Genomic DNA, 20,911 nt, shown 5'->3' with positions numbered 1-20,911 from the left:
CTCGGATTCCGTCCTTCGATTCGGCGGCGAAGCTTTTTTATAGAATCACAAACAATCAAGGCCTGTCTATGAGCCAGCGAATGCAGCAGGGTCAGCCGATGATCATCATGGGCGAGGATGCACAGCGCGTCAAGGACCGCGACGCGCAGGAGTACAACATCCGCGCCGCACGAGCAGTCGCCGAGGCGGTACGTTCCACACTCGGCCCCAAAGGGATGGACAAGATGCTCGTCGATTCGATGGGCGACGTCACCATCACGAACGACGGCGTCACCATCCTCAAGGAGATGGACATCGACAACCCGACGGCCGAGATGATCGTCGAAGTCGCCGAGACGCAGGAGGACGAAGCCGGCGACGGAACGACGACGGCGGTCGCCATCGCGGGTGAACTCCTGAAGAACGCCGAGGACCTCCTCGAACAGGACATCCACCCGACGGCCATCATCCGCGGCTTCAACCTCGCCTCCGAGAAGGCGCGCGAGGAAATCGACGACATCGCGGAGCGCGTCGACCCCGACGACGAGGAACTCCTGAAGAAGGTCGCCGAGACTTCCATGACGGGCAAGAGCTCCGAACTCAACAAGGAGCTTCTCGCGGACCTCATCGTCCGCGCCGTCCGGCAGGTCACCGTGGAAGCCAACGACGGCTCCCACGTCGTCGACCTCGAAAACGTCTCCATCGAGACGCAGACCGGCCGCTCGGCGTCCGAGTCCGAACTCCTCACCGGCGCCGTCATCGACAAGGACCCCGTCCACGACGACATGCCGGTCCAGTTCGACGAGGCCGACGTGCTGCTGCTCAACGAGCCCGTCGAGGTCGAGGAGACCGACATCGACACGAACGTCTCCATCGAGAGCCCCGACCAGCTCCAGAAGTTCCTCGACCAGGAGGAGGCCCAGCTGAAGCAGAAGGTCGACCAGATCGTCGACTCCGGCGCTGACGTGGTCTTCTGCCAGAAGGGCATCGACGACCTCGCCCAGCACTACCTCGCGAAGCAGGGCATCCTCGCGGTCCGCCGGACGAAGAAGTCCGACATCCGCTTCCTCAAGAACATCACCGGTGCGGCGGTCGTCTCCGACCTCGACTCCATCGAGGCCGCCGACCTCGGTCGCGCCTCCGTCCGCCGCGACGAGGCCGACGAGCTGTTCTACGTCGAGGGCATCGGCGACGACGTCCACGGCGTCACGCTCCTGCTCCGCGGCTCCACCGACCACGTGGTCGACGAGCTCGAACGCGGCGTTCAGGACGCCCTCGACGTCGTCGCCTCGACGGTCGCTGACGGCCGCGTGCTCGCCGGCGGCGGCGCTATCGAGGTCGAACTCGCCTCGCGCCTCCGCAACTACGCCGACTCCGTCTCCGGGCGCGAGCAGCTCGCCGTCGAGGCGTTCGCTGATGCGCTCGAACTCGTCCCGCGCGTGCTCGCCGAGAACGCCGGCCTCGACTCCATCGACACGCTCGTCGACCTCCGCGCGGCCCACGAAGAGGGTCAGGTCCGCGCCGGTCTGAACGTCTTCACCGGCGAGGTCGAAGACGCCTTCGACGCCGGCGTCGTCGAGACGGCCCACGCCAAAGAGCAGGCCGTCGCCTCCGCCTCCGAAGCCGCGAACCTCGTCCTCAAAATCGACGACATCATCGCGGCCGGTGACCTCTCCACCGGCGGCGACGACGACGAAGAGGGCGGCGCACCCGGCGGCATGGGTGGCATGGGTGGCATGGGCGGCATGGGGGGCGCGATGTAAAAATCGGCTAACGCCTTCACACCCATCCCCCGACGCCTGCACCGCGCGACAGACCACGTTATTTTGGCGAGCGTCCCAGACGGCCGGAGAGCCGCGGCTACGGCGTCTGAACGGCGGCGCGCGACGGAGTGGCAGCCGACTCGCGCCGACTACGATCTCCCGACAGTCCGAAGGAAGCCGACCGTTCCGACTCACCCGCCGCTCAGAAGTTGGATAATTCTCTCACTTTCTCAGATACACTTGCAGTTGTGTTCAGAAATAGAACGAACTAAGTAGCAGGTACGGCAACGTGTCTCCATGCGCAAGACGCTGCTGTTGAACAAGGACGACGTTCACGAGAACGTCCAGATGCCGGAGCTCATCTCGGCCATCGAGGACGCCTTCGCCGCCTACGAGTCCGGCGACGCCCAGATGCCGCCGAAGTCCTACATCGACCTGCCGCAGTACAACGGCGACTTCCGGTCGATGCCCGCCTATCTGGACGCGGGCGACTGGGACGCCGCGGGCATCAAGTGGGTCAACGTCCACCCCGACAACGGCGACAAGTACGACCTGCCCACCGTCATGGGCACGATGATTTACTCCGACCCCGAGAACGCCTTCCCGCTGGCGCTGCTCGACGGGACGGAGCTCACGATGCTCCGCACCGGCGCGGCCGCGGCCGTCGCCACCGACCACCTCGCCGTCGAGGACGCGTCCTCGATGGGCATCGTCGGCGCGGGCGTCCAGTCGTACACGCAGCTTCGCGCCATCAGCGAGGTCCGCGACATCGAGGAGGTCGTCATCTCCGACCTCGACGAAGAACGCGTCGCCGACTTCATCGACGCCTTCGAAGACGAGTTCGACATCCGCGCCGGCTCCATCGAGGAGGCCGCGAGCTGTGACGTGCTGTCGACCGTGACCCCCGTCGAGTCGCCCATCGTCCCGCGCGAGGCGGTCGGTGACCACACCCACATCAACGCGATGGGGGCCGACGCCGAGGGCAAACACGAACTCGCCGACGAGGTGCTGTTGGACGCCAAGCTCGTCATCGACGACCACGCCCAGACCACCCACTCCGGCGAAATCAACGTCCCGTACCACGAGGGCGTTCTCACCGACGACGACATCTACGGCGCAATCGGTGACATCGTCCTCGGCAACCTCGACGGCCGCACCGACGCCGACGGCATCAGCGTCTTCGACTCGACGGGACTCGCGATTCAGGACGTGGCGGCGGCGCACGTCGCCTACGAGCACGCCTTCGAAAACGACAACGGCTACGCGTTCGACCTCCTCGGCCTCGCCGAGTGAGGCCGCCCGACGCGACGCGGCTGGCATTCATCTTTCTTTTCGGCCCGAGTTCCCGGGCTACGGGCTCGGCCCGCGCTGCGCGTTGAGGTAGCCGAACACCTTCGAGAGGACGTAGACGATGGCGATGAAGGGCAGAAACGGAACTAACAGGACGACGAGGATGAGAAACATCGTCCACCCGATGGAGTCCATCTCGCTGTCGGGTCGCATGTGCGACCCCGGCGTGACGGTGTGGTAGGCCTTCCGTGCGAGGCTCGACGAGTCGTCTTCGCTCATACGATACTGTTCGTTCGGCTAGAGGATAAATCGAGCGACGGAGAGGAGCGGTCGCCCCGAAAGCCGCGTCGCGGGGCGGGCGAATCGTGGCGTTTCGGTCGCGGCGCGCCGAGACGCGCCGGACTATTCGAGGTGGACCGCGGGGCGGAACGGAATCGCCTTCGAGGCGCGGTCGCCCGGGTCGACGATGTCGTCGTCGTCTTCCGCGAACACCTCGACCGCGGCGTCGAACTCGCGGGCGAGGAAGTCGGCGGCGCGCTCGTAGGTACCGGCCTCGTCCAGTTCGAGCTGGGCGCGGAGCGTCGATTCGTCGCGGCCGCGGGTCTGGTCGACGAGGTCCTGAACGAGGTCGTTCACGTCGTTACCCCGCTCGCGCAGGTCGGGGTCCTGCATGACCTGTCCCATGATTGCGCCGACGTTGTCGCCGTTGTCGACGACCGTCTCGAACACGTCGCGCTTCCAGTCGGCGGCGACGTACACCCGGATGGTGTCGGGGTCCGAATCGGTCACGTCGATGATGTCGCGGACGTCCTCGGTCAGGCGCTCGACCTGTCGCTCTTCGAGTTCGACCGACTCGTCCTCGAAGCTCTCGTCCGGCTCGGGCCACGGCGCGTCCTCGGCGGGCGTGCCGGTCAACTGCTCGTGCAGTTCGTTCGTCATGAACGGGATAAAGGGCGCGAGCAGGCGCAGGCGGGTTTCGAGGACCGTCCGGAGCGTCCACTTGGCGGCCGGGCGGTCGAGGTCGGTCCGGCGGCGGTACCACCGCAGCGACTCCTCGAAGTTGTAGAACGCCGCCTGACTGGCCGAGCGCGTCTCGGCTTCGTCCATCGCGGTCGTCACGTCGCGGACGGTGTCTTGCAGCTTCGACAGGAGCCAGCGGTCGACCGTCTCCAGGTCGGGCTGGTCGTCCGGACCGGGGTCGGTGATAATCTCCTGCGCGCGGTTCCAGAAGCGTTCCAGTTGGTCGTGGACCGAGCCGACGAGGTCGTCGCGCCAGTCGTAGTCCTGCCACGGTTCGGCGGAGTTGAGCAGGAAGAAGCGGACGGTGTCCGCGCCGTACTCGCCGATGGCCTCGCCGGGGAGGACGACGTGGCCCTTCGACGACGACATCTTCTCGCCTTCGAGCAGACCCATGCCCATGATGACGATACCCTGCGGCCACTGCGGCTCGTCGAACAGTTCGCCGTGGTGGAACTGGTAGAACGTCAGGTGGTTCGTGATGAGGTCGTTACCGGAGAACCGGTAGTCGACGGGGTACCAGTAGTCCCACTCCTCGCGGAGTTCGAGCGCTTTCTCGGGAGCGTCGTCGACCGCGTCGGGGCCGTAGAACAGCGCGTCGAAGAACTCCTGCGTGAGTTCCTCGGTCGGAATCTCTTGCAGCCGGTGGGCGATGGTGTAGTACGCCATGTAGATAGTCGAGTCCGAGAGGGGCTCGATGACGAACTGGTCGTCCCACGGCAGGCGGGTGCCGAGGCCGTAGTTGCGGATACACGGCCACCCGTTGAGCCAGTCGATGGTGTGGTGGTACTCGTCGCGGGTGTTCTCGGGGATAGCGTCCAGCCCGTCGGCCACGTCGTGGGCGAGTTCCTTCCAGTCCTCGTCGTCGTACGAGAGGAACCAGGTGTCCTGTTCCGCGACGACGACGTCGCCGCCGCAGCGACAGACGACCTCCTCGGAGAACTCCTGCATCACGTCGAACTGGCCGGCCTCGACGCCGTCGGCCTTGAAGTCGTCGCGGACCTCCTCGACGAGGCCGCCGGCGTAGTCGCCGTAGAACTCCTTGAGCCGACCCGCGTGGAACTCCTTGTTGTAGAGGTCCTTCGTCGCCTTTTCGAGCGCGGGGTCGTCGGAGGACTCGATACCGCGGTTCTCGACGGCCGACTTCGCGGGAATCTCGCCGTAGGAGTCGTCCTCGGAGTCGATGTCGAGAATCGGAATCGGTTCGATGGCGGCCACGTCGGCGGGGTCGATGCCGAACGATTCGAGGTAGTCGGTGTCGGCTTTGGCCTCCTGGAGCGCCACGTAGTCGTCGGGGCTGTGGGCCGGGACGGACATGACGACGCCCGTCGCGTTGTCGGCGTCGACGAAGTCGGCGGGCAGGACGAGCACGTCGTCGCCGGTGACGGGGTTTTCGACCGTCTGGCCGACGAGTTCGGCACCCTCGACGGTTTCGATAATCTCCACGTCTCGGGCCTGATATTCGAGTTTGTCGGCCGCGTAGTCGGAGACGAACCACGTCTCGCCGTCGACTTCAGCGACCACGTAAGTCGCTTCGGGGTCGATGTAGGCGTTGGTCACGCCGTGGACCGTCTCGGGGCGCAGGGTCGCCATCGGGACGACCACGTCGCCGCCGTCTCGCTCCCAGCCGAAGCGGACCAGCGTGTACTCCTGGAACTCCGCGTTCTCGCCTTCCAGCAGGTCGTGGGTCGTGACCGGCTGTTCCTCGTTCGTGCAGAACTTGACGGGGTGGAGACCCTTCTCCAGTCGCCCGCGCTCGCGGAGCGTCCGGTACTGCCACTCGACGAACTTCGAGTAGCGCTCGTTGTTGGTGGTGAACTCGCGCCGCCAGTCCACCGACAGGCCGAGCGACTGCATCCCCTTCTTGTAGTGTTCCTCGATGAAGTACCGCGCCCAGCCCATGGGCGATTCGAGGTCAGAAAGCGTGTCCTCGGGGACGTTGTAGGTGTCTGTCAGCACCGAGAGCTGTTTCTCCTCGCGGTTTTGCAGGCGCTCGACCGCGCCGATGATGGGCGTGCCGGTGACGTGCCACGCGATGGGAAACAGGACGTTGTCGCCCTGCTGGCGTCGGTAGCGAGCGTACACGTCGGGAACGGTGTACGTCCGCGCGTGCCCGATGTGCATCCCGCCGCTGGGGTACGGATAGGGCACCGTCACGAACGTCGCGTCGTCGGCGTCTGCGTCCGGGTCGGCCTCGTATCGGCCGGACTCGGACCAGCGCTCCCGCCAACGCGCTTCGAGTTCCTGCGGGTCGTAGTCCATATCCGTGGTAGTGGCACCCCGGCCTAAAATAACTCCTATACTCGACTTGCGCGGCTGTCTGATTCCGGCAGATGTTGCCTCTCAGTGGCATGGGTGCGACTGGAGAAATCGAGTCGTGAGACGGTGTATCACAAAGACAGCAAAACGGAGAACGTGAGAGACCCACCACGGGTAGACCATCGCGGGCGACGTGTCAGAGACTCCAGCGTCACCGCCGACTCAGTCGATGTCGATGCGGCGGGAGTCGTCGGGGTCGGCGTCGCGCTTGGGGAGAGAGACCGTCAGCACGCCGTTGTGATAGCTGGCGGACGCGCCGTCCTCGTCGACCGACTCGGGGAGGCGAATCGTCCGGCGGGCGGACTCGTGGCGGCGTTCGCGGCGGAGGTACTCGCCCTCGGCGCGTTCCTCGTCGAGTTCGCGCATCGCTTCGACCGTCAGCGTGCGGTTAGCGACCGACAGGGCGATGTCCTCCTTCTCGTAGCCCGGAAGGTCGACGGTGACGACGATTTCGCCGTCGTGGTCGGTGACGTCGATGGCCATCTCGTGGCGGACCTGCGCCATCATGCCCGAACGGTCGAACTGTCGTCCCATCTCGTCGAACTGGCGGGACATTCGCTCGAACAGTTCCTCGAAGTCGTCGAAGGGGTTGGTACGTCGCATCATGTGTGTTTTCACCGAGGCATACGGACGCCGTCTGAGGAGATAATCGTTGCCGGAACGTGGATAGCAGTTCGCACGGCTCGGGAGCCAGAGCGCCGGTATGCAAAAGATGAGCCGCGTCACTCGATGTCGATTTCGGTCGAGTCGTCGCCCGCGGGTTCGGCCTTCGGGAGCGTCACGGTCAGGACGCCGTTTTTGTACGATGCAGTCACCTCGTCGCGCGCGACTTCGGCGGGGAGCGTAATCGTCCGGGAGACCGAGCGCTGACTCCGCTCGCGGCGGACGTACTGCTCGTCGTCGACCTCGCTCGACTCCTCGTGGTCGGCCGCGATGGTGAGTCGCCGCCCGCTGACGCTCACGTCGAGGTCGTCCTTCTCGAAGCCGGGGAGGTCCGCGACGACCTCGATGGCCTCGTCGTCGTCGACGACGTCGAGGGAGATGTCTTGGAATCGACCGATACCGGACTCCTCGAACGACCGGCCCATCCGGTCGAACAGGTCTTCTATCTCGTCGAACGGGTTTCGCTGCATACGCGTTTAGATACGTCGCCGACGACAAAGAAAGATGTGCTCGGACTCACACGTTGAGAGCGACCGGGCGGACGTGACGGAGCGGGACGGGGTGGACGCAGCGAGGTGCGGCGCTGGGCGTCTCGGCGTCGAAACGGCGTCAGTACAGGACGTGTCGGGTGTCGTACGACCCGAGGACGCGGACCCAGCCGTTGCTGGCGATTCCCTCCACCTCTTCGAGCGCCCCTTGCATCCGCTCCTCGTAGAGACCGGCGTCGGCGTCGATGTGGAACAGGTAGTCACCGAGGCGGTTGCCGCTCGGCCGCGACTCGATGCGCGAGAGGTTGATGTCGCGTTCGGCGAACGCTTCGAGCAGTTCCAAGAGGAGTCCGGGGTAGTTGGCGTTGGGGTAGACGACGAGCGAACTCTTGCCGCCGGCGTCCGAGCGGGCGGACTCGGGGCCGATGACGAGGAACCGCGTCGCGTTCGACGACTGGTCCTGGATGTCCTCGGCGATGATTTCGAGGTCGTCGCCAACGTTGTCGGGGTGACCGATGCCCGCGACCGACGGGTCCGCGCGGGCGCGTTCGACCCCGCGGGCCGTGCTGGCGACGGCTTCGAGCTTCGCGTCGGGGTAGTTCTCTTCGAGGTAGGACCGACACTGCGCGAGCGCCTGCGAGTGGCTGGCGACGACATCGAAGTTCGCGCTCTGGGCCAACAGCGCGTGGCGGATGGGCGTGACGATTTCCTGGACGACGCTCACGTCCGAGTTCGCCACGGCGTCGAGGCTCTCGGTGACGCTCCCTTCGATGCTGTTTTCGATGGGGACGACACCGCGCTCGAACGACCCGTCGGCGACCGCTTGGACGATAGACGTGACCGATTCTCGGAAGGCGACGTCGTCGGCGACCGCGCGGGCGGCGCGATGGGAGTACGTGCCCGACGGACCGAGCGTGACTGCCTGCATGGGCACCCCTTCACGAAGCGGCGACAAAAGACCGTCGGGGCAGGCAGATTCGGCCTATCGCTCCGCGCAGAACTCGACGAAGTTGCGGAGGATGGTCAGCCCGGTCTCGCCGGACTTCTCGGGGTGGAACTGCGTGCCGAAGACGGTACCCGCCTCGTTGGCGACGACCGCGGGGAACGCCACGCCGTAGTCGGTCGAGGCGACGACCGCGCCCTCGTCGTCCGGGTCGGCGTAGTAGGAGTGGACGAAGTAGGCGTACTCGCCGTCGACGCCCTCGACGAGCGGGTGGTCGCGCCGGACGTTGAGTTCGTTCCAGCCCATGTGCGGGACCTTCTGTCCCTCGTCGAACCGGACGTTGCGGCCGGGGATGAAGTCGAGTCCCTCGACCTCGCCCTCGCCGGCGTGGTCGGCCTCCTCGGAGGAGGTGAGCAGCATCTGCATCCCGAGACAGATGCCGAAGACGGGCGTCCCGTCGGCGGCGGCCTCGGCGAGCGGTTCGCGGAACGGTCCGGCGTTTTCCATCCCCTCGGAGAACGCGCCGACGCCGGGGAGAACGATGCCGTCGGCGTCGTCGAAGTCGGCGGGGTCGTCCGAGATGACGACGTTCGCCCCCGCGCGTTCGAGCCCGCGCATGGCGCTCCGGAGGTTTCCGAGCCCGTAGTCGACCATCACCACGTCGGCGAGGGTCTCCTCGGGCGGCTGTGTCGTGCTCATACCGAACGTCCGCAGAGGACAGCAAAGTGATTTTCCCTCGGGGTGAGTGCTCCGCGCGAGAGCCGTCGGAGACCGGCCGCGCGACCCTGCCGCACGCCTCTGACCCGTCGCGTGAAGGGGTCCGAAGTCCGAACTCGAAGCCCCCACGGGGGCTTGCAGGGGCGATAGCGCCGTCAGCCTGAGAACACCAATTCTATTCAATACGAATATAGAGAAAAAATAGCAAATCTTAACAACAAGTGTCGGAATTACAAGACGAGTTCAATGGCGAGTAGACGAGAATTCATCAGAACGGCAGGAATCACTGGCGTCGCGGGGTTGACGGCGCTCAGTGGATGTACGGGTGGCGACGATAGTTCGGAATCGACGACGACCACGACGGAGTCGGGAGCGTCCTCGGAGACCGAGGCGACGACGTCGACGACGACCGAGTCGTCACCAGAGTCCATCATGTTCGCGCTCACGCCCGCCGAGTCGGACGTGGACGTGGAAGCGCAGTATCAGCCGCTTTTCAACTACATCGAGTCCGAGGTCGGCGTCACGGTCGAATCCACCGTGGCGGCCGACTACGCGGCGGTGTTACAGGCGCTCGACAGCGGGCAGGCCGACATCGCCGACGCCGCCCCCGCAATCGCTATTCAGGGCGGGAACGAGGGCATCACCGAGGTCATCGGCATCCGCATCGCCTACGGGGCCTCGCGATACTTCTCGCTCATCACGACGACGCCCGACAGCGACATCGAAGAGCTGACCGACCTCGAAGGCGAGACGGTCGCGTTCGCTGACCGCCTCTCGACGAGCGGGGCGCTGTTCCCGCTGTCCATGCTGAGCCGAGCCGGACTCGACACGGGCGGCGCGCCCGACGGCAACCCGGTGGACTTCGAGGCGCAGTTCTCCGACCACTCGACGGCCCGCGAGACGCTCATCAACCGCGACGACGTCGTCGCCGCCGGTACGGGCGCGTTCTCGACGGCCCCGCACGTTCCGGAAGACCAGTTCCCCGACCAGTTCCTCGATATGTCCGCCGAAAACGACGGCGACCTCGGAACGGCGTCGCCCGAACTGCAACTGCTGTCGTGTTCCGACCCCATCCCGCGTGCCCCGATTCTCGGCCGCACCGACATGGACCAGGGGCTGTACGACGACATCGAAGAGGCGCTGCTCAACGTGACCGAAGACGACCTCATCAACGAGGACCTCGAAGACGACCAACAGCTCTGGTTTACCGGGGTCGACCAGGGCTCCGTCGACGACTACGCACCCGTGCAGGAAGTCCTCGACGAACTCGGCGTCACGCTCGGTCAGTAAGCGCGACTCCCCGGTTTTGTTCCCGTGCCGTGCGGTCGATAGCCGACGAACGGCTCGACCGCACGCGAACTACGCGACGCGACAGACACGATAATGAGTACGATTGAAGTAACGAACCTCAGCAAATCCTACGGAGATGTCACGGCCCTCGACGACGTCTCGTTTACTATCCCGGACGGCGAGTTCGTCGTCGTCCTCGGGCAATCGGGGGCGGGGAAATCGACCCTCCTCCGCTGTCTCAACGGAATCACTCGCCCGACGAGCGGGTCGATTACCATCGACGACGCGAACGTGATGGGGCCGCGAAACGACGTGGCAATGATATTTCAGCAACACTACATCCTCGGACAGATGAGCGCGTACAGCAACGCGCTCACCGGGGCGCTCGGCCGGACATCGTTCCTCGGCAGCCTGCTCGGCATGTACGACGGCGACGACAAGCAGGAGGCACTCCGCGCGCTCGAAACCGTCGGACTGCTCGACGAGGCCAACCAGCGCGCCGGGAAGATGAGCGGCGGGCAGCAACAGCGCGTCGGCATCGCCCGCGCGCTGGTCCAGAACCCGAACCTCCTGCTCGCGGACGAACCCGTCGCGAGCCTGGACCCCGCGAGCGCGGAGACGGTGATGCGGTACATCCGCGACGCGGCCGACGAGCGCGACTTGACGACCATCGCGAGCCTCCATCAGGTCAACATCGCCCGCGAGTTCGGCGAACGGTTCATCGGAATGAAAGACGGACAAATCGTCTTCGACGGCTACCGCGAGGACTTCAACGTCGACGTTATCGACCGCATCTACGGCGACATCGAGACGGAGGCCATCCGCGAAGAACAGACCGACGAGCCGCCCGAAAACAACGCGGCCGCCACAAGCGGAGCGAGGTCACATGAGTACTGATACCGACCGAATCGAGGACGCACTGCGGAACATCCAGATTGCAAAGCGAGTCAGACTGCTGTTTTCAATCGTCGTCCTCGTCCTCTTCGCGTGGTTCTTCACGAACGCGCTGAGCGAGGTCGGCTTTTCCATCGGCGAAATCGTCGAGTACTGGCCGGAGTTCACCGACGCGCTGGGTGACTTCTTCCCGCCGGGGACGCTGTTCGGCGTCATCCCCTTCGTCGACGTCAGCCAGTACTGGGCGTTCATCCAAGAACGGAACCTCCTCCTCCAGTTCCAGGACGGCAACCCCGTCCTCGGCGCGGTGTTCGTCACGTTTGCGATGGGCTTTGCCGGGACGGTCCTCGGCATCCCCGGTGCGCTCATCCTCGGCGTCCTCGGCTCCGAGCGCGTGACGCCGTACCCGTTTAACTTCATCTTCCGCGGGACGATGAGCGTCATCCGCGCCATCCCGGCGCTGGTGTGGGCGCTCATCTACATCCCCCTCGGCGGCGTCTCGCCGTTCACGGCGACGCTCGCCATCGGGACCGACACGATGGGGAACCTCGGTCGCCTATTCACGGACGCCCTCGAGGAAGTCGAGGACGGACCGATAGAGGCCATCGAGTCGACCGGCGCGAACAGCCCCCAGAAGGTCGTCTTCGGGATGCTCTCGCAGGTCTTTACGCCCTTCATCGCGTGGACGATGTACATCCTCGAAATCAACGTCCGCATCGGTGTCACGATGGGACTCATCGGCGGCGGCGGCCTCGGACAGGTGCTTCAGACCCAACGCGGTCTGTTCCGGTACACGAACATGATGGCGACGATTCTCGTCATCTTCATGCTCGTCGTCTCCGTCGAGTTCGTGAGCCAGCGGGTCCGGTCGTACATCCGCGGCAACGAGGAAGGGACGAGCCTGCTCAAACTCATCGTCGAGTTCCCGCAGCGGATGGCCCGCTCCGTCTGGGAGTAGGCGTCCGCCCGCTCGGTGACGCACCCGCGGTTCGGTTTTTATCGCTTCCCCGCGTCTCACAGCGTCGCCCATGTCGTCGCCGCCGACTGCACTAGGTCGCGTCTCGCCTCCTCGCCGGCCGCCCGCGCCGCGCTCAGAAGTCACCGAGACTGGCCTGTCCGTCCGCGGAGTCCGCGAGCCCCGAGAGGTCGGCGGCGCGCGCGATGGTCTCGAAGAAGCCCTCGCGTTGGCTCCGGTCGTACAGCGTCGCCGCGGGGTGGACGGAGAGGAGGACGCGGTAAGAGGCGTCCCCGACGCGGGCGTCCACGACCGACCCGGACTCCTTGGTGATGGCGACGCCGCGGTCGAGGAGGTGCTGGGAGGGCACCTTTCCGAGGGTGACGATTAGCTCGGGGTCGACGAGTTCGAGTTCGCGGGCGAGGTAGCCCCGGCAGTTCGACAGTTCGTCGCTCGTCGGGTCGCGGTTGTCCGGCGGGCGGCACCGCACGCAGTTGGTGATGCGAACGTCGGCGCGGGCGAGGCCGGCCTCGCGGAGCGCGTCGTCCAACACGGAGCCGGAGCGACCCACGAACGGCTCGCCGCCCTCGTCTTCCTTCGCGCCCGGCGCTTCACCGAGGAAGAGCAGGTCGGCGTCGTCGGGGCCGACCCCGTTGACGATGCGACTCCGCGAATCGACGAGTTCGGGGCACCGCTCACAGCCCGTCACGCAGAGGCCCTCCATGTGTTCCATACTCGGTTCGAGGGCGGGGACGGCTTAATCCCCGGCGAAGCGTCGCGCGGCGCGGGCCGCCAGTCGGGCCACGCGAATCGGCTCGGGGCGGCCGCCGGACGGGGTGAACCCGCGGACGACTTGCGCGGCCTCATCGCCGTCGCAGCCGGCGGCCCGGACGAACACCGTCTCGCCGTTCACCTCGACGGGTCGGCGGGGCGGGGCCGCGCGGTAGGTGTCGAGTCGGCGGTCGAGCGCCGCGCCCGAAAAGTGCGCCGCGAGCGCGGGCTCGAGCCCCTCGCTCTCCTCGAAAGAGACTGAAAGGACCGGGCGGTCGAGCGCCGCGGCGAGGCGGTCGATGTCGACGAGGTTGAACCACGCCGGAGCGATGCCGGAGACGAGCAGGTAACGTACGTCCTCGCGGTCGAGCGAGGAGTACAGCGCCGCGACGGCGTCGGTCGCGTCGTCGCCGCCGACGGTGCACGTCTCGAAGGCGAGGCCGTCGACGACCCGGTCGGCGCGGACGACCGCGCCGCAGAGGACGCTCTCCGGAGACGGGTCTGTGGAAAAATGAGCGTCGTCAGCGTCGTCTGTGGGTGCGCGCGCCGCCCCGGAGTAGGATTCCGCGACCCCGAGGGCGCGAGACCCCGACTTCACTCGTCTTTAATCTCCTGGAGCCGGTCGAGGAGTTCGTCGTTGGACGCGCCGATTTCGAAATCGACCTCGCCCTCGTGTTTCTCCTCACTCGTCGTGACGCCGTCTTCCTCGTCGAAGTCGACGTTCTGGTCTCCTTGTTCGGACTCGTCGTAGCTCCCAAATCCCATACAGACGTACGTACACGACCGAGCCCCAAAAAGGATTTGTCGCGTGAGCCCGATGTTCGGGGGCGATTCACGCGGCGAGGTGACGCCTCACCCGCCCGACTTTTTCCGGTCGAGCGCGTACGCGGCGGTATGGAAGTCATCCCAGTCACCGCCGACGCCGAGACGTTCACCTGTAACGCCTATCTCGTCCTCGGCGAGCGAACCGTCCTCGTCGACGCCGGGACGATGCCGGGCGTCGAGTCGGTCGTCGCAGAACACACCGACGACCTCGACGCGGTGGTCGTCACCCACCAGCACTCCGACCACGTCGGCGAACTCGACGCGGTGGTCGAGCGGTTCGACCCCGACGTGTATGCCTACGCCGACCACCCGCTTCGGACCCACGAGCTCGGAGACGGCGACCACGTCGAGATGGGCGACGAGTCGTTCGAAGTGGTCTACACGCCGGGCCACGCCGACGACCACGTCTCGCTCGTGAGCGGGCGGTCGCTGTTTTCGGGCGACGTGTTCGTCTACAACGACGGCGCGTTCGACGACGGCAGTTTCGGCCGCACCGACATGCCGGGGCAGTCCCGCGAGCGCCTCATCAACAGCCTGCACACGCTCTCAGACCGCCTTCCCTCGACCGTCGAGGCGCTGTACGCCGGCCACGGCGACCCCTTCGAGAACGAGGCCGGCGGCGACACCGTCCGCGACGCGCTCGAACGCGCAATCGAACGCGCGGAGCGGCGCGAGCCGAAGTACCCGGAGGCCTGAGATGGCGACCGACGCGGTCACGGAGCCGAGCGATGACCTGACGCGACTGCACTACGTCGGCGTCGCCCTCGCGGCCGTGACCGGCGTGATTCACCTCGTCCTCGGCGCGGGCGCGCTGGCCGCGAACCCCGCCGATCCGCTCGGCATCGCGTTCGTCGGGGCCGCCGCGGGGTTCGCGGCCGGTATCGTCGGCGTCCTCCGCGGCGACGAGCGCAACCGCTCGCGGGTGGTGTTGCTCGGTATCCCCTTCACCGCCGGGCAGGTCGTCCTCTACGTCGCGCTGAACTGGCCGAATATCTTCGGCATCGGCGGCGTCGCGGACAAACTCGTCCAGCTTGCGCTGCTCGCGGTGCTGTTCGCGCTGTATCGGCGAGACGCCTGAAAGAAGCGTGCGGGCTTACGCGGCGCGGCGTTCCTTCGACTTGGGTCGAAGGTGCTTGTAACCGCACTTGCGGCACTGCTTTGCCTTCTGGGGATTGCGCGCGTTGCACCGCATGCAAATCTGCTTCTCGAGCGTCCGCTTCGTCGCAGCGTCACTAGCCATGCATACGAGTCCCGCCGCCGGTCGTATAACGCTTGCGAGACACACCGCCGGCGCTCGCGGCGCGCTCGGCGGTCGTCCGGATGGGTCGGAAAACGCGGCGGTCCGCGGCGCGCTTACGCGCCGGCCTGGCTCAGCGCCGATTCGATGTCGTCGCGCTGGGTGACACCGACGAAGCGGTCGACGATGCCGTCGTCGTTCTCGACGATGAGCGTCGGAAGCGAGCGAACCTGATACTGGTTGGCCACGTCCTGCTCCTCGTCGACGTCGACCTTGACGAACTCGACGGTCTCGTAGTCGCCTTCGAGCTCGTCGAGAATCGGGTCCTGCGTCTTACAAGGGCCGCACCAGTCCGCGTAGAAGTCCAAGAGTCGAACAGTCATCGTATCCCGACGCAACTTGCCCGCCCCGGCGCATAAGGATTACTCATGGGCCCGCGGCTCTCCGGTTGTGCGCCCGTCCAGTTCAGTCGAATTCCAGCCGTCTGAGCGTCGAGACGGCCGTCAGCCGACTCGCCAGCCGAACGGATTCGCCGGCAAGTCGGGAGGCGTTCCGGCCGGGCGACCCCGCGGCACCGGAGCGAGCCGAAACGTTTAGGCAGCGGACGCACGGACGGTGGAACATGAGCAAGGGCCAGAACAGCGGCGGTCTGATGTCGAGTGCGGGCCTCGTCCGCTACTTCGACGCGGAGGACCGCAACGCGATTCGAGTCAACCCCAAGACCATCTTCGCCGCGGGGGCGCTGTTCGGCATCGGCGTGCTGGTGCTGAACTCGCTCGCGTTCTGAACCGCGCCGACCGCCGAACGGACGCTTTTTGTCCACGGCTTCCCGAGACCCGTCTATGACCACGCTACGCGCCGGCGTCGTCGCCGTGCAGGGCGACGTGTCCGAACACGCCGACGCCGTCGAGCGGGCCGCCGAGGCCCACGGCGTCGACGCCGAAATCGTCGAGATTCGAAGCGACGGCCTCGTCCCCGACTGCGACGTGTTACTCATGCCGGGCGGGGAGTCGACAACCATCTCCAGACTCCTCGAACGCGAGGGCATCGACGACGAGATTCGCGCCCACGTCGAGGCTGAAAAGCCCGTCCTCGCCACTTGTGCCGGCCTCATCGTCGCCTCCCGTGACGCCAAGGACGACCGCGTGACGACGCTCGACCTCCTCGACGCGACGGTCGACCGCAACGCCTTCGGCCGGCAGGTCGACAGCTTCGAGGCCCCGCTGGACGTGGCCGGTCTCGACTCGCCGTTCCCCGCGGTGTTCATCCGCGCGCCCCTCATCGACGAGGTCGGTGAGGGCGTCGAGGTGCTTGCCGAGTGGGACGGCAACCCCGTCGCCGTCCGCGACGGCCCCGTCGTCGGCACCTCCTTTCACCCCGAGTTGACGCCCGACAGCCGCCTCCACGACCTCGCGTTCTTCGACGAACTGGCGGTCGAGATCGACGCCTGAGCGGCCGGCTAACTGGCTGAGTGACGGCCGCTCGCCGGAACCAGAGGGTCTTTTTCCGCGCCCGCCCGTCGTGCGACCATGGACGCCGACACCCCGACCGACGAGGTCTTGGACGAACTCTTTGCGACCATCGAGTCGCGCAAAGCCGACCTCCCCGAAGACTCCTACACGACGACGCTGTTCACCCACGAGAAAGGCGAGAACTACGTCCTCGAAAAGCTCGGCGAGGAGACGACGGAGACCATCCTCGCGGCCAAGGACGACGACCGCGAGGAACTGCTCTACGAGAGCGCCGACCTCGTCTACCACCTGCTCGTCGTGCTGTCGATGAAGGACGCCTCGCTCGACGACCTGCGCGACGAGCTGAAAGCCCGCTTCTGAGACGGGGTCCCGCGACCGCGACCGCGACTGCGATGCCGTCGCCGGTAGTCGCTCGCCGCGCCGACGCCCGCAGTTCCCGGACGAGACGGCCCGATTGCAAAGCACCAAGAGCGTGCGTTTACGATAGCGCACCCTCTCGATGCACGCCCCTCGAACCCGCGACTCCCAGTCCGCTCCCGCGCACCCCACGCCCCACCGCGCCGCGTCCGCCTCCCGAGGGTCGGCGGCGTGAGTCGGCTGTTCGGCGGCGACGAGCCGTCAGTCGAGTTCGTCGCGGGCAGCCTCATCGCGGGCGTCTTCTTCGGCGGCGTCGGCGCGGGCGTCGCCTTCCCGACGTTGCCGACGCTCGGCCCCATCATCGGCATCACGCCGTTCGTGGTCGGTCTCATCCTCTCGGCCAACCGGTTCACCCGGCTGGTCGTGAACACGCCCGCCGGGCAGATACTCGACCGGATGGGGACGCGCCGACCGATGATAGCCGGCTTCGTCGTGCAGGGGCTGTCGCCGTTCGGCTACGTCCTCGGGCTGAATCCCGGGCCGATTCCGCTCGACAGCGCGACCGTCTTCCTCCTGTCGCGGGCCTGCTGGGGCGTCGGCTCGGCGTTCGTCTTCGTCGGCGCGTTCAGCACTATCACGCACGTCACCTCGGGCGAAAACCGCGGCAAGTGGGTCGGCTACATGCGCGGCGGGCAGAGCCTCGGGTTCCCCGCAGGCCTCGTCGTCGGCGGCCTCGTCACCGACGCGTTCGGCTACGCCACCGCGTTCGCCGTCGCGGGCTGTGCGGGGCTGTTCGCCGCCCTCGTCGCCATCTCCGTCCTCCCGGACGTGAAAACCGACGTGACGGCGGCGAGTTCGCTCCGCGAGGTGCCGCGGCTGGTCAGCGCCGATATCCGCATCTTCACCGTCGGCACCGTCAACTTCGCCGTCCGATTCCTGTTTTCGGGCGTCCTCCTCTCGACGGCCGTGCTGTACGCGACGGCGAACGACATCTCGCTCGGCGGCCTCTCGGGGGCCGGCGTCAGCGGCGTCGTGATGGCCGTCGGCGTCGTCGCGTCGAGCGTCACGACACTCGTCGTCGGGCGGTACTCCGACCGGCTGTCGAACCGTGCGGCGCTGACGCTCCCCGCGCTGGCCGTCCTCGCGGCCGGGTTCGCCCTGCTGGCGCTCGTGGCGACGCTCCCCTCGACGCTCGCGGGCGTGGCGCTCATCGGCGTCGGCGTCGGCGGGTCGAACCCGCCGCTTTTGGCCTATCTCGGAGACCTCAGTCCGGCCGACGACGTGGGCAAACTCGGCGGCGTCTACAACGTCTTCGGGGACTCGGGGTCGACGCTCGGCCCGCTCGTGGCCGTCCCGCTGGCCGAGGTGGTCGGCTTCCGCGTCGAGTACCTCGCCTGCGTCGCGCTCATCGCCGTCGTCGGACTGCTCGTTGCGCGGACGCTCTACGGAGAGGCGGCGACGGTGCCGCGGTCAGAACTATCGTGAAAACGGGATTCAGACGCCGGTCGGACGGCGCTACTTGAACTGGATGCCGAGGTCGTGCAGGCCGTCGTTGTTCCGAGCGACGTTGATGAGAAGCGGGGTGATGCCCTCGATTTCGGAGGCGTTGGCGAGGCCGCCGCCGTCAAGCGCGCGGAGGCCGTCGATGCCCTCGGCGAGCAGGCGGACCGTCTCCTTCGCGTCCTCGTCGTCGGCGACAAGGAGGGTGTCGATGCCGAGGTCGGCGTCGAGGTCGGCCAGTCGGCCGGCCGCGAGGTTGTGGAACGCGCCGACGACCGGCACGTCGTCGGGGGCCGCGTCGACGACGAGCGCCGTCACACTCCCCGCCTTCGGCGGGTGGTAGTGGAAGCCGTCGTCGTCGCGCTTCATGCCCGCCGCGGGCGTGACGAGCACGTCGCCCTCGGACAGAGAGTCGGAAACGGCCTCGACGGTGTCGGAGACGTGGTACGGCGGCACGGCGAGGACGACCACGGAGGCACGGTCCGCGGCCATCTCGTTCGTGAAGCCGTTTACCTTCACGTCGCGGCCGCGGCTGGAGAGTTCGGTCTCGTACTCGTCGGCCTTCTCGCGGGCCTTGTCGGGGTCGCGCGACCCGATGATGACCTCGTGGTCGGTGTGGTAGGCCCAGCGGAGGGCGAGGCCCTCGCCGATGTCGCCGGTCCCACCGAGGAGTGCGATTCGCATACACACACCTCCGGACCGAGCCGACCTAAAGGGTTGTGCGACCGGTCGGTTCTGCCTGTGTTCGCGGCGGACGGCGGCGGGTGGACGGCGCTATCGACCCCCATCGTCGGACTCGACGAGCGCCTGCACCCGCTCGAAGCCGTCGCGGTAGACGAGCCACCACGCGACCACCGGGGCCAAAAGCAACGGCGGGCCGACGAGCACCAACTGCGCGAACGGGTCCGGCGGCAGGAGGTACGTCCCGACGACGACCACGAGCGCGTCGAGCGCGAGCAGCGTGACGACGAAGGCGCGGAGGTGTCCCATCAGCGGCCCTCCGGGGTCGAACCGGGAGTTGGAGTCTGCGTCAGAACCATCAGTCGAGCAGGTCCGGAACCTCGTTTACGTCCTCGACGACGGCGGCCGCGCCGATTTCGGAGAACTTCTGTCGGCCGTCGTCGCCGGTCAGACCGCCCGAGAGGACGCCGACGCCGTAGTAGACGCGCTCGGGGTCGGCGGCGTCGGCGTTCAGCGCCGTCTTCACGTCGTCGAGGGTGTCACCGACGAAGACGACCGAGTCGGCTCCGAGGCGCTCCGCGACCGTCACGAGCGCGGCGGGGTGGGGCTTGCCCTCCTCCCAGTCGTCCATCGTGAATCGGTGGTCGTCGGCCACGTCGAGGGCGACGCGGTCGAGCGCGATGTCGGCCTCGGCGGCGGGGCGACCCGTGACGACGCCGAGTTCGCGGTCGCCGAGGGCGTCGAGCGTCTCCTTTTCGAGGAGCACCGGCTCGTCGTGGATGTAGCCGGGGGCCTCGAACGGCGGGTCGCCGCCTTCGAGGTCGCGGTAACGGTCGCTCCCGAGGTAGAGCGCCTGAAACGTCTCGCGGAGCGCCTCGGGGTTCCACTCGTCGAAGACGACGCTCGGCTCCGAAAGCAGGGCTTCGACGGCCGCCTCGGCGGCGTCGAGGCCGCCGCCGCGGGCCTCGATTTCGTCGGTGAACGCGGCGACCGACAGGTCGGTCTCGCGGGCGGCGAGGACGTACAGTGCCGCCGCGTAGGTGAGTTCCCAGTCGTTGTTGAAGCCGCCGGCGTCCTTGAACAGCTGGACCTCGTCGCGGGAGATGGTCGTGCCGTAGTGTCGGTCCACGGATTCGACGATAGCGCGCCGGTAGGAGTCGGCGACGTCGACGAGCACTCCGTCGATATCGAGGACGACAGCGTCCGCGTGCATACCGGATGCGCGCGACGAGCGGGCAAGTGCCTTACTCTTGGGCCCGGGCGAGCTAGTCCCGCCGGGCGAGCTAGTCCCGCCGGGCGAGCTAGTCCCGCCGGGCGCGCTGGTCCCGCCGTCCGCGCTCGGCGGCGTACAGGGTGTCGCCCGGCAGCGACTCGCGGGCGACCGGAACCGACGGCTCGTCGTAGCCGAGCGTGGTAAACAGGAAATCGGCATCGGCGCGGCGGGCGACCTCCGCGGCGGGGCGGTGGAGTTCGACGGGGGCGTTCAGCGCGTAGACGACCTCGGCGGCGGCGTAGGGGCCGAGGTCGGAGGCGTCGGCGCGGGCGAACACGTCGTCGCGGACGAACGAGACGCCGTCGGGGACGGGGACGTCGTGCACGTCGACGGCGACCACGTCGACCCCGCGGGCGGCGAGGGCGGCCGCCACCGACGGCTCCCGGCCGACCCCGACTTCGACCGCGCGGTCGTACCCCGACAACCGTCCGACGAGCGCGTCGCGCAGCGATTTTTTCACGTCGGGATATTTATGAA

Annotated in this window: 26 protein-coding genes; 11 read left to right on the top strand and 15 right to left on the bottom strand. The window is 67.1% G+C overall.

The annotated features are described in order from the left end of the window. Positions 1-98: 98 nt before the first annotated feature. Positions 99-1,742: a thermosome subunit beta gene (thsB, locus tag ACSR87_RS09850; RefSeq protein ID WP_008577130.1), complete on the top strand. Its 1,644-nt coding sequence runs from the start codon at positions 99-101 to the stop codon at positions 1,740-1,742. A 297-nt stretch (positions 1,743-2,039) separates the two neighbouring features. Then, positions 2,040-3,035, top strand: a complete 996-nt coding sequence (locus ACSR87_RS09845) for an ornithine cyclodeaminase family protein (protein WP_498530341.1) — start codon at positions 2,040-2,042, stop codon at positions 3,033-3,035. 57 nt (positions 3,036-3,092) lie between these two features. Here ACSR87_RS09845 and ACSR87_RS09840 read toward each other — a convergent pair whose 3' ends face one another. The 6 genes from ACSR87_RS09840 to hisH form a co-directional block, all read right to left on the bottom strand. After that, positions 3,093-3,311: a DUF7535 family protein gene (locus tag ACSR87_RS09840; RefSeq protein ID WP_004044470.1), complete on the bottom strand. Its 219-nt coding sequence runs from the start codon at positions 3,309-3,311 to the stop codon at positions 3,093-3,095. A 123-nt stretch (positions 3,312-3,434) separates the two neighbouring features. Continuing rightward, on the bottom strand, positions 3,435-6,311 hold the full coding sequence (gene leuS, locus ACSR87_RS09835) for a leucine--tRNA ligase (RefSeq protein ID WP_498530340.1): 2,877 nt from the start codon (positions 6,309-6,311) through the stop codon (positions 3,435-3,437). A gap of 219 nt (positions 6,312-6,530) precedes the next feature. Next, positions 6,531-6,974, bottom strand: coding sequence for an archaeal heat shock protein Hsp14 (gene hsp14, locus ACSR87_RS09830; protein WP_498530339.1), 444 nt, complete (start codon positions 6,972-6,974; stop codon positions 6,531-6,533). Between the two features lie 116 nt (positions 6,975-7,090). Further along, the gene (hsp14, locus tag ACSR87_RS09825; protein WP_498530338.1) at positions 7,091-7,501 is read right to left on the bottom strand and encodes an archaeal heat shock protein Hsp14; all 411 of its coding nucleotides are present in this window, start codon (positions 7,499-7,501) and stop codon (positions 7,091-7,093) included. Positions 7,502-7,640: 139 nt separating this feature from the next. Next, entirely contained in the window at positions 7,641-8,447 is an 807-nt protein-coding gene (gene pheA, locus ACSR87_RS09820; protein ID WP_498530337.1) for a prephenate dehydratase, read from the bottom strand. A gap of 54 nt (positions 8,448-8,501) precedes the next feature. Further along, a complete protein-coding gene (gene hisH, locus ACSR87_RS09815) occupies positions 8,502-9,161 on the bottom strand; it encodes an imidazole glycerol phosphate synthase subunit HisH (protein ID WP_008577123.1) in 660 nt (219 codons plus the stop codon). A 450-nt stretch (positions 9,162-9,611) separates the two neighbouring features. On the opposite strand from hisH, the gene ACSR87_RS09810 reads away from it, so the two are divergent. The 3 genes from ACSR87_RS09810 to phnE all read left to right on the top strand — a co-directional run bounded on the left by ACSR87_RS09810 (position 9,612) and on the right by phnE (position 12,321). After that, positions 9,612-10,469 carry a PhnD/SsuA/transferrin family substrate-binding protein gene (locus tag ACSR87_RS09810; protein WP_008577120.1) on the top strand — a complete coding sequence of 286 codons (858 nt, stop codon included), beginning with the start codon at positions 9,612-9,614 and terminating at the stop codon, positions 10,467-10,469. A 93-nt stretch (positions 10,470-10,562) separates the two neighbouring features. Continuing rightward, positions 10,563-11,366, top strand: a complete 804-nt coding sequence (gene phnC, locus ACSR87_RS09805; RefSeq protein ID WP_498530336.1) for a phosphonate ABC transporter ATP-binding protein — start codon at positions 10,563-10,565, stop codon at positions 11,364-11,366. Then, a complete protein-coding gene (phnE, locus tag ACSR87_RS09800) occupies positions 11,356-12,321 on the top strand; it encodes a phosphonate ABC transporter, permease protein PhnE (RefSeq protein WP_008577116.1) in 966 nt (321 codons plus the stop codon). Before phnC ends, phnE begins: the two co-directional genes overlap by 11 nt. Before the next feature lie 133 nt (positions 12,322-12,454). On the opposite strand, the gene ACSR87_RS09795 is transcribed toward phnE, so the two are convergent. Genes ACSR87_RS09795 through ACSR87_RS09785 form a run of 3 tightly spaced genes read right to left on the bottom strand, consistent with a single transcriptional unit; the run spans position 12,455 to position 13,854 of the window. Beyond that, positions 12,455-13,051: a uracil-DNA glycosylase gene (locus ACSR87_RS09795; protein WP_498530335.1), complete on the bottom strand. Its 597-nt coding sequence runs from the start codon at positions 13,049-13,051 to the stop codon at positions 12,455-12,457. Positions 13,052-13,075: 24 nt separating this feature from the next. Continuing rightward, on the bottom strand, positions 13,076-13,687 hold the full coding sequence (locus tag ACSR87_RS09790; protein ID WP_498530334.1) for an endonuclease dU: 612 nt from the start codon (positions 13,685-13,687) through the stop codon (positions 13,076-13,078). Beyond that, positions 13,684-13,854 carry a DUF5786 family protein gene (locus ACSR87_RS09785; protein WP_004044482.1) on the bottom strand — a complete coding sequence of 57 codons (171 nt, stop codon included), beginning with the start codon at positions 13,852-13,854 and terminating at the stop codon, positions 13,684-13,686. The genes ACSR87_RS09790 and ACSR87_RS09785 overlap by 4 nt, the downstream gene beginning before the upstream one ends. Positions 13,855-13,983: 129 nt before the next feature. On the opposite strand from ACSR87_RS09785, the gene ACSR87_RS09780 reads away from it, so the two are divergent. Both ACSR87_RS09780 and ACSR87_RS09775 read left to right on the top strand, forming a co-directional pair. Then, positions 13,984-14,610 (top strand): MBL fold metallo-hydrolase, encoded by a 627-nt coding sequence (locus tag ACSR87_RS09780; protein WP_498530333.1) that lies wholly within the window; start codon positions 13,984-13,986, stop codon positions 14,608-14,610. Between the two features lies 1 nt (position 14,611). Beyond that, positions 14,612-14,992, top strand: a complete 381-nt coding sequence (locus tag ACSR87_RS09775; protein ID WP_498530332.1) for a hypothetical protein — start codon at positions 14,612-14,614, stop codon at positions 14,990-14,992. Positions 14,993-15,007: 15 nt separating this feature from the next. On the opposite strand, the gene ACSR87_RS09770 is transcribed toward ACSR87_RS09775, so the two are convergent. Next, complete coding sequence (locus ACSR87_RS09770; RefSeq protein ID WP_004044485.1) at positions 15,008-15,154, bottom strand: 50S ribosomal protein L40e; 147 nt, start codon at positions 15,152-15,154, stop codon at positions 15,008-15,010. Positions 15,155-15,267: 113 nt separating this feature from the next. Next, positions 15,268-15,534, bottom strand: coding sequence for a thioredoxin (gene trxA / locus ACSR87_RS09765; RefSeq protein WP_049896156.1), 267 nt, complete (start codon positions 15,532-15,534; stop codon positions 15,268-15,270). 239 nt (positions 15,535-15,773) lie between these two features. Here trxA and ACSR87_RS09760 point away from each other — a divergent pair, with 239 nt between their 5' ends. The 4 genes from ACSR87_RS09760 (at position 15,774) to ACSR87_RS09745 (ending at position 18,465) form a co-directional block, all read left to right on the top strand. Next, a complete protein-coding gene (locus ACSR87_RS09760; RefSeq protein WP_004044487.1) occupies positions 15,774-15,938 on the top strand; it encodes a preprotein translocase subunit Sec61beta in 165 nt (54 codons plus the stop codon). Between the two features lie 55 nt (positions 15,939-15,993). Further along, positions 15,994-16,602: a pyridoxal 5'-phosphate synthase glutaminase subunit PdxT gene (gene pdxT, locus ACSR87_RS09755; RefSeq protein ID WP_405309257.1), complete on the top strand. Its 609-nt coding sequence runs from the start codon at positions 15,994-15,996 to the stop codon at positions 16,600-16,602. A 78-nt stretch (positions 16,603-16,680) separates the two neighbouring features. After that, positions 16,681-16,983: a phosphoribosyl-ATP diphosphatase gene (gene hisE, locus ACSR87_RS09750; protein ID WP_498530331.1), complete on the top strand. Its 303-nt coding sequence runs from the start codon at positions 16,681-16,683 to the stop codon at positions 16,981-16,983. A gap of 228 nt (positions 16,984-17,211) precedes the next feature. Next, on the top strand, positions 17,212-18,465 hold the full coding sequence (locus ACSR87_RS09745; RefSeq protein WP_498530330.1) for an MFS transporter: 1,254 nt from the start codon (positions 17,212-17,214) through the stop codon (positions 18,463-18,465). A 30-nt stretch (positions 18,466-18,495) separates the two neighbouring features. On the opposite strand, the gene npdG is transcribed toward ACSR87_RS09745, so the two are convergent. The 4 genes from npdG to ACSR87_RS09725 form a co-directional block, all read right to left on the bottom strand. After that, the gene (gene npdG, locus ACSR87_RS09740) at positions 18,496-19,164 is read right to left on the bottom strand and encodes an NADPH-dependent F420 reductase (RefSeq protein WP_498530329.1); all 669 of its coding nucleotides are present in this window, start codon (positions 19,162-19,164) and stop codon (positions 18,496-18,498) included. A gap of 90 nt (positions 19,165-19,254) precedes the next feature. Continuing rightward, positions 19,255-19,470 carry a DUF7534 family protein gene (locus ACSR87_RS09735; protein WP_498530328.1) on the bottom strand — a complete coding sequence of 72 codons (216 nt, stop codon included), beginning with the start codon at positions 19,468-19,470 and terminating at the stop codon, positions 19,255-19,257. A 49-nt stretch (positions 19,471-19,519) separates the two neighbouring features. Next, complete coding sequence (locus ACSR87_RS09730; RefSeq protein ID WP_498530327.1) at positions 19,520-20,374, bottom strand: TIGR01548 family HAD-type hydrolase; 855 nt, start codon at positions 20,372-20,374, stop codon at positions 19,520-19,522. Between the two features lie 88 nt (positions 20,375-20,462). Then, positions 20,463-20,894: a UPF0146 family protein gene (locus ACSR87_RS09725; protein ID WP_498530326.1), complete on the bottom strand. Its 432-nt coding sequence runs from the start codon at positions 20,892-20,894 to the stop codon at positions 20,463-20,465. Between the last annotated feature and the right edge of the window lie 17 nt (positions 20,895-20,911).

This window comes from Haloferax sp. SDI50 (assembly GCF_059802635.1).
The sequence above is the reverse complement of the archived record's forward strand: the minus strand, read 5'-3'. Positions and strand labels throughout refer to the sequence as shown.

What these genes read in the sequence shown, in the direction of transcription:
- thsB (WP_008577130.1), top strand. Translation starts at nt 99, where the DNA reads ATGATCATCATGGGCGAGGATGCACAGCGCGTCAAGGACCGCGACGCG.
- ACSR87_RS09845 (WP_498530341.1), top strand. Translation starts at nt 2,040, where the DNA reads ATGCGCAAGACGCTGCTGTTGAACAAGGACGACGTTCACGAGAACGTC.
- ACSR87_RS09840 (WP_004044470.1), bottom strand. Translation starts at nt 3,311, where the DNA reads ATGAGCGAAGACGACTCGTCGAGCCTCGCACGGAAGGCCTACCACACC.
- leuS (WP_498530340.1), bottom strand. Translation starts at nt 6,311, where the DNA reads ATGGACTACGACCCGCAGGAACTCGAAGCGCGTTGGCGGGAGCGCTGG.
- hsp14 (WP_498530339.1), bottom strand. Translation starts at nt 6,974, where the DNA reads ATGATGCGACGTACCAACCCCTTCGACGACTTCGAGGAACTGTTCGAG.
- hsp14 (WP_498530338.1), bottom strand. Translation starts at nt 7,501, where the DNA reads ATGCAGCGAAACCCGTTCGACGAGATAGAAGACCTGTTCGACCGGATG.
- pheA (WP_498530337.1), bottom strand. Translation starts at nt 8,447, where the DNA reads ATGCAGGCAGTCACGCTCGGTCCGTCGGGCACGTACTCCCATCGCGCC.
- hisH (WP_008577123.1), bottom strand. Translation starts at nt 9,161, where the DNA reads ATGAGCACGACACAGCCGCCCGAGGAGACCCTCGCCGACGTGGTGATG.
- ACSR87_RS09810 (WP_008577120.1), top strand. Translation starts at nt 9,612, where the DNA reads ATGTTCGCGCTCACGCCCGCCGAGTCGGACGTGGACGTGGAAGCGCAG.
- phnC (WP_498530336.1), top strand. Translation starts at nt 10,563, where the DNA reads ATGAGTACGATTGAAGTAACGAACCTCAGCAAATCCTACGGAGATGTC.
- phnE (WP_008577116.1), top strand. Translation starts at nt 11,356, where the DNA reads ATGAGTACTGATACCGACCGAATCGAGGACGCACTGCGGAACATCCAG.
- ACSR87_RS09795 (WP_498530335.1), bottom strand. Translation starts at nt 13,051, where the DNA reads ATGGAACACATGGAGGGCCTCTGCGTGACGGGCTGTGAGCGGTGCCCC.
- ACSR87_RS09785 (WP_004044482.1), bottom strand. Translation starts at nt 13,854, where the DNA reads ATGGGATTTGGGAGCTACGACGAGTCCGAACAAGGAGACCAGAACGTC.
- ACSR87_RS09780 (WP_498530333.1), top strand. Translation starts at nt 13,984, where the DNA reads ATGGAAGTCATCCCAGTCACCGCCGACGCCGAGACGTTCACCTGTAAC.
- ACSR87_RS09775 (WP_498530332.1), top strand. Translation starts at nt 14,612, where the DNA reads ATGGCGACCGACGCGGTCACGGAGCCGAGCGATGACCTGACGCGACTG.
- ACSR87_RS09770 (WP_004044485.1), bottom strand. Translation starts at nt 15,154, where the DNA reads ATGGCTAGTGACGCTGCGACGAAGCGGACGCTCGAGAAGCAGATTTGC.
- trxA (WP_049896156.1), bottom strand. Translation starts at nt 15,534, where the DNA reads ATGACTGTTCGACTCTTGGACTTCTACGCGGACTGGTGCGGCCCTTGT.
- ACSR87_RS09760 (WP_004044487.1), top strand. Translation starts at nt 15,774, where the DNA reads ATGAGCAAGGGCCAGAACAGCGGCGGTCTGATGTCGAGTGCGGGCCTC.
- pdxT (WP_405309257.1), top strand. Translation starts at nt 15,994, where the DNA reads ATGACCACGCTACGCGCCGGCGTCGTCGCCGTGCAGGGCGACGTGTCC.
- hisE (WP_498530331.1), top strand. Translation starts at nt 16,681, where the DNA reads ATGGACGCCGACACCCCGACCGACGAGGTCTTGGACGAACTCTTTGCG.
- npdG (WP_498530329.1), bottom strand. Translation starts at nt 19,164, where the DNA reads ATGCGAATCGCACTCCTCGGTGGGACCGGCGACATCGGCGAGGGCCTC.
- ACSR87_RS09735 (WP_498530328.1), bottom strand. Translation starts at nt 19,470, where the DNA reads ATGGGACACCTCCGCGCCTTCGTCGTCACGCTGCTCGCGCTCGACGCG.
- ACSR87_RS09730 (WP_498530327.1), bottom strand. Translation starts at nt 20,374, where the DNA reads ATGCACGCGGACGCTGTCGTCCTCGATATCGACGGAGTGCTCGTCGAC.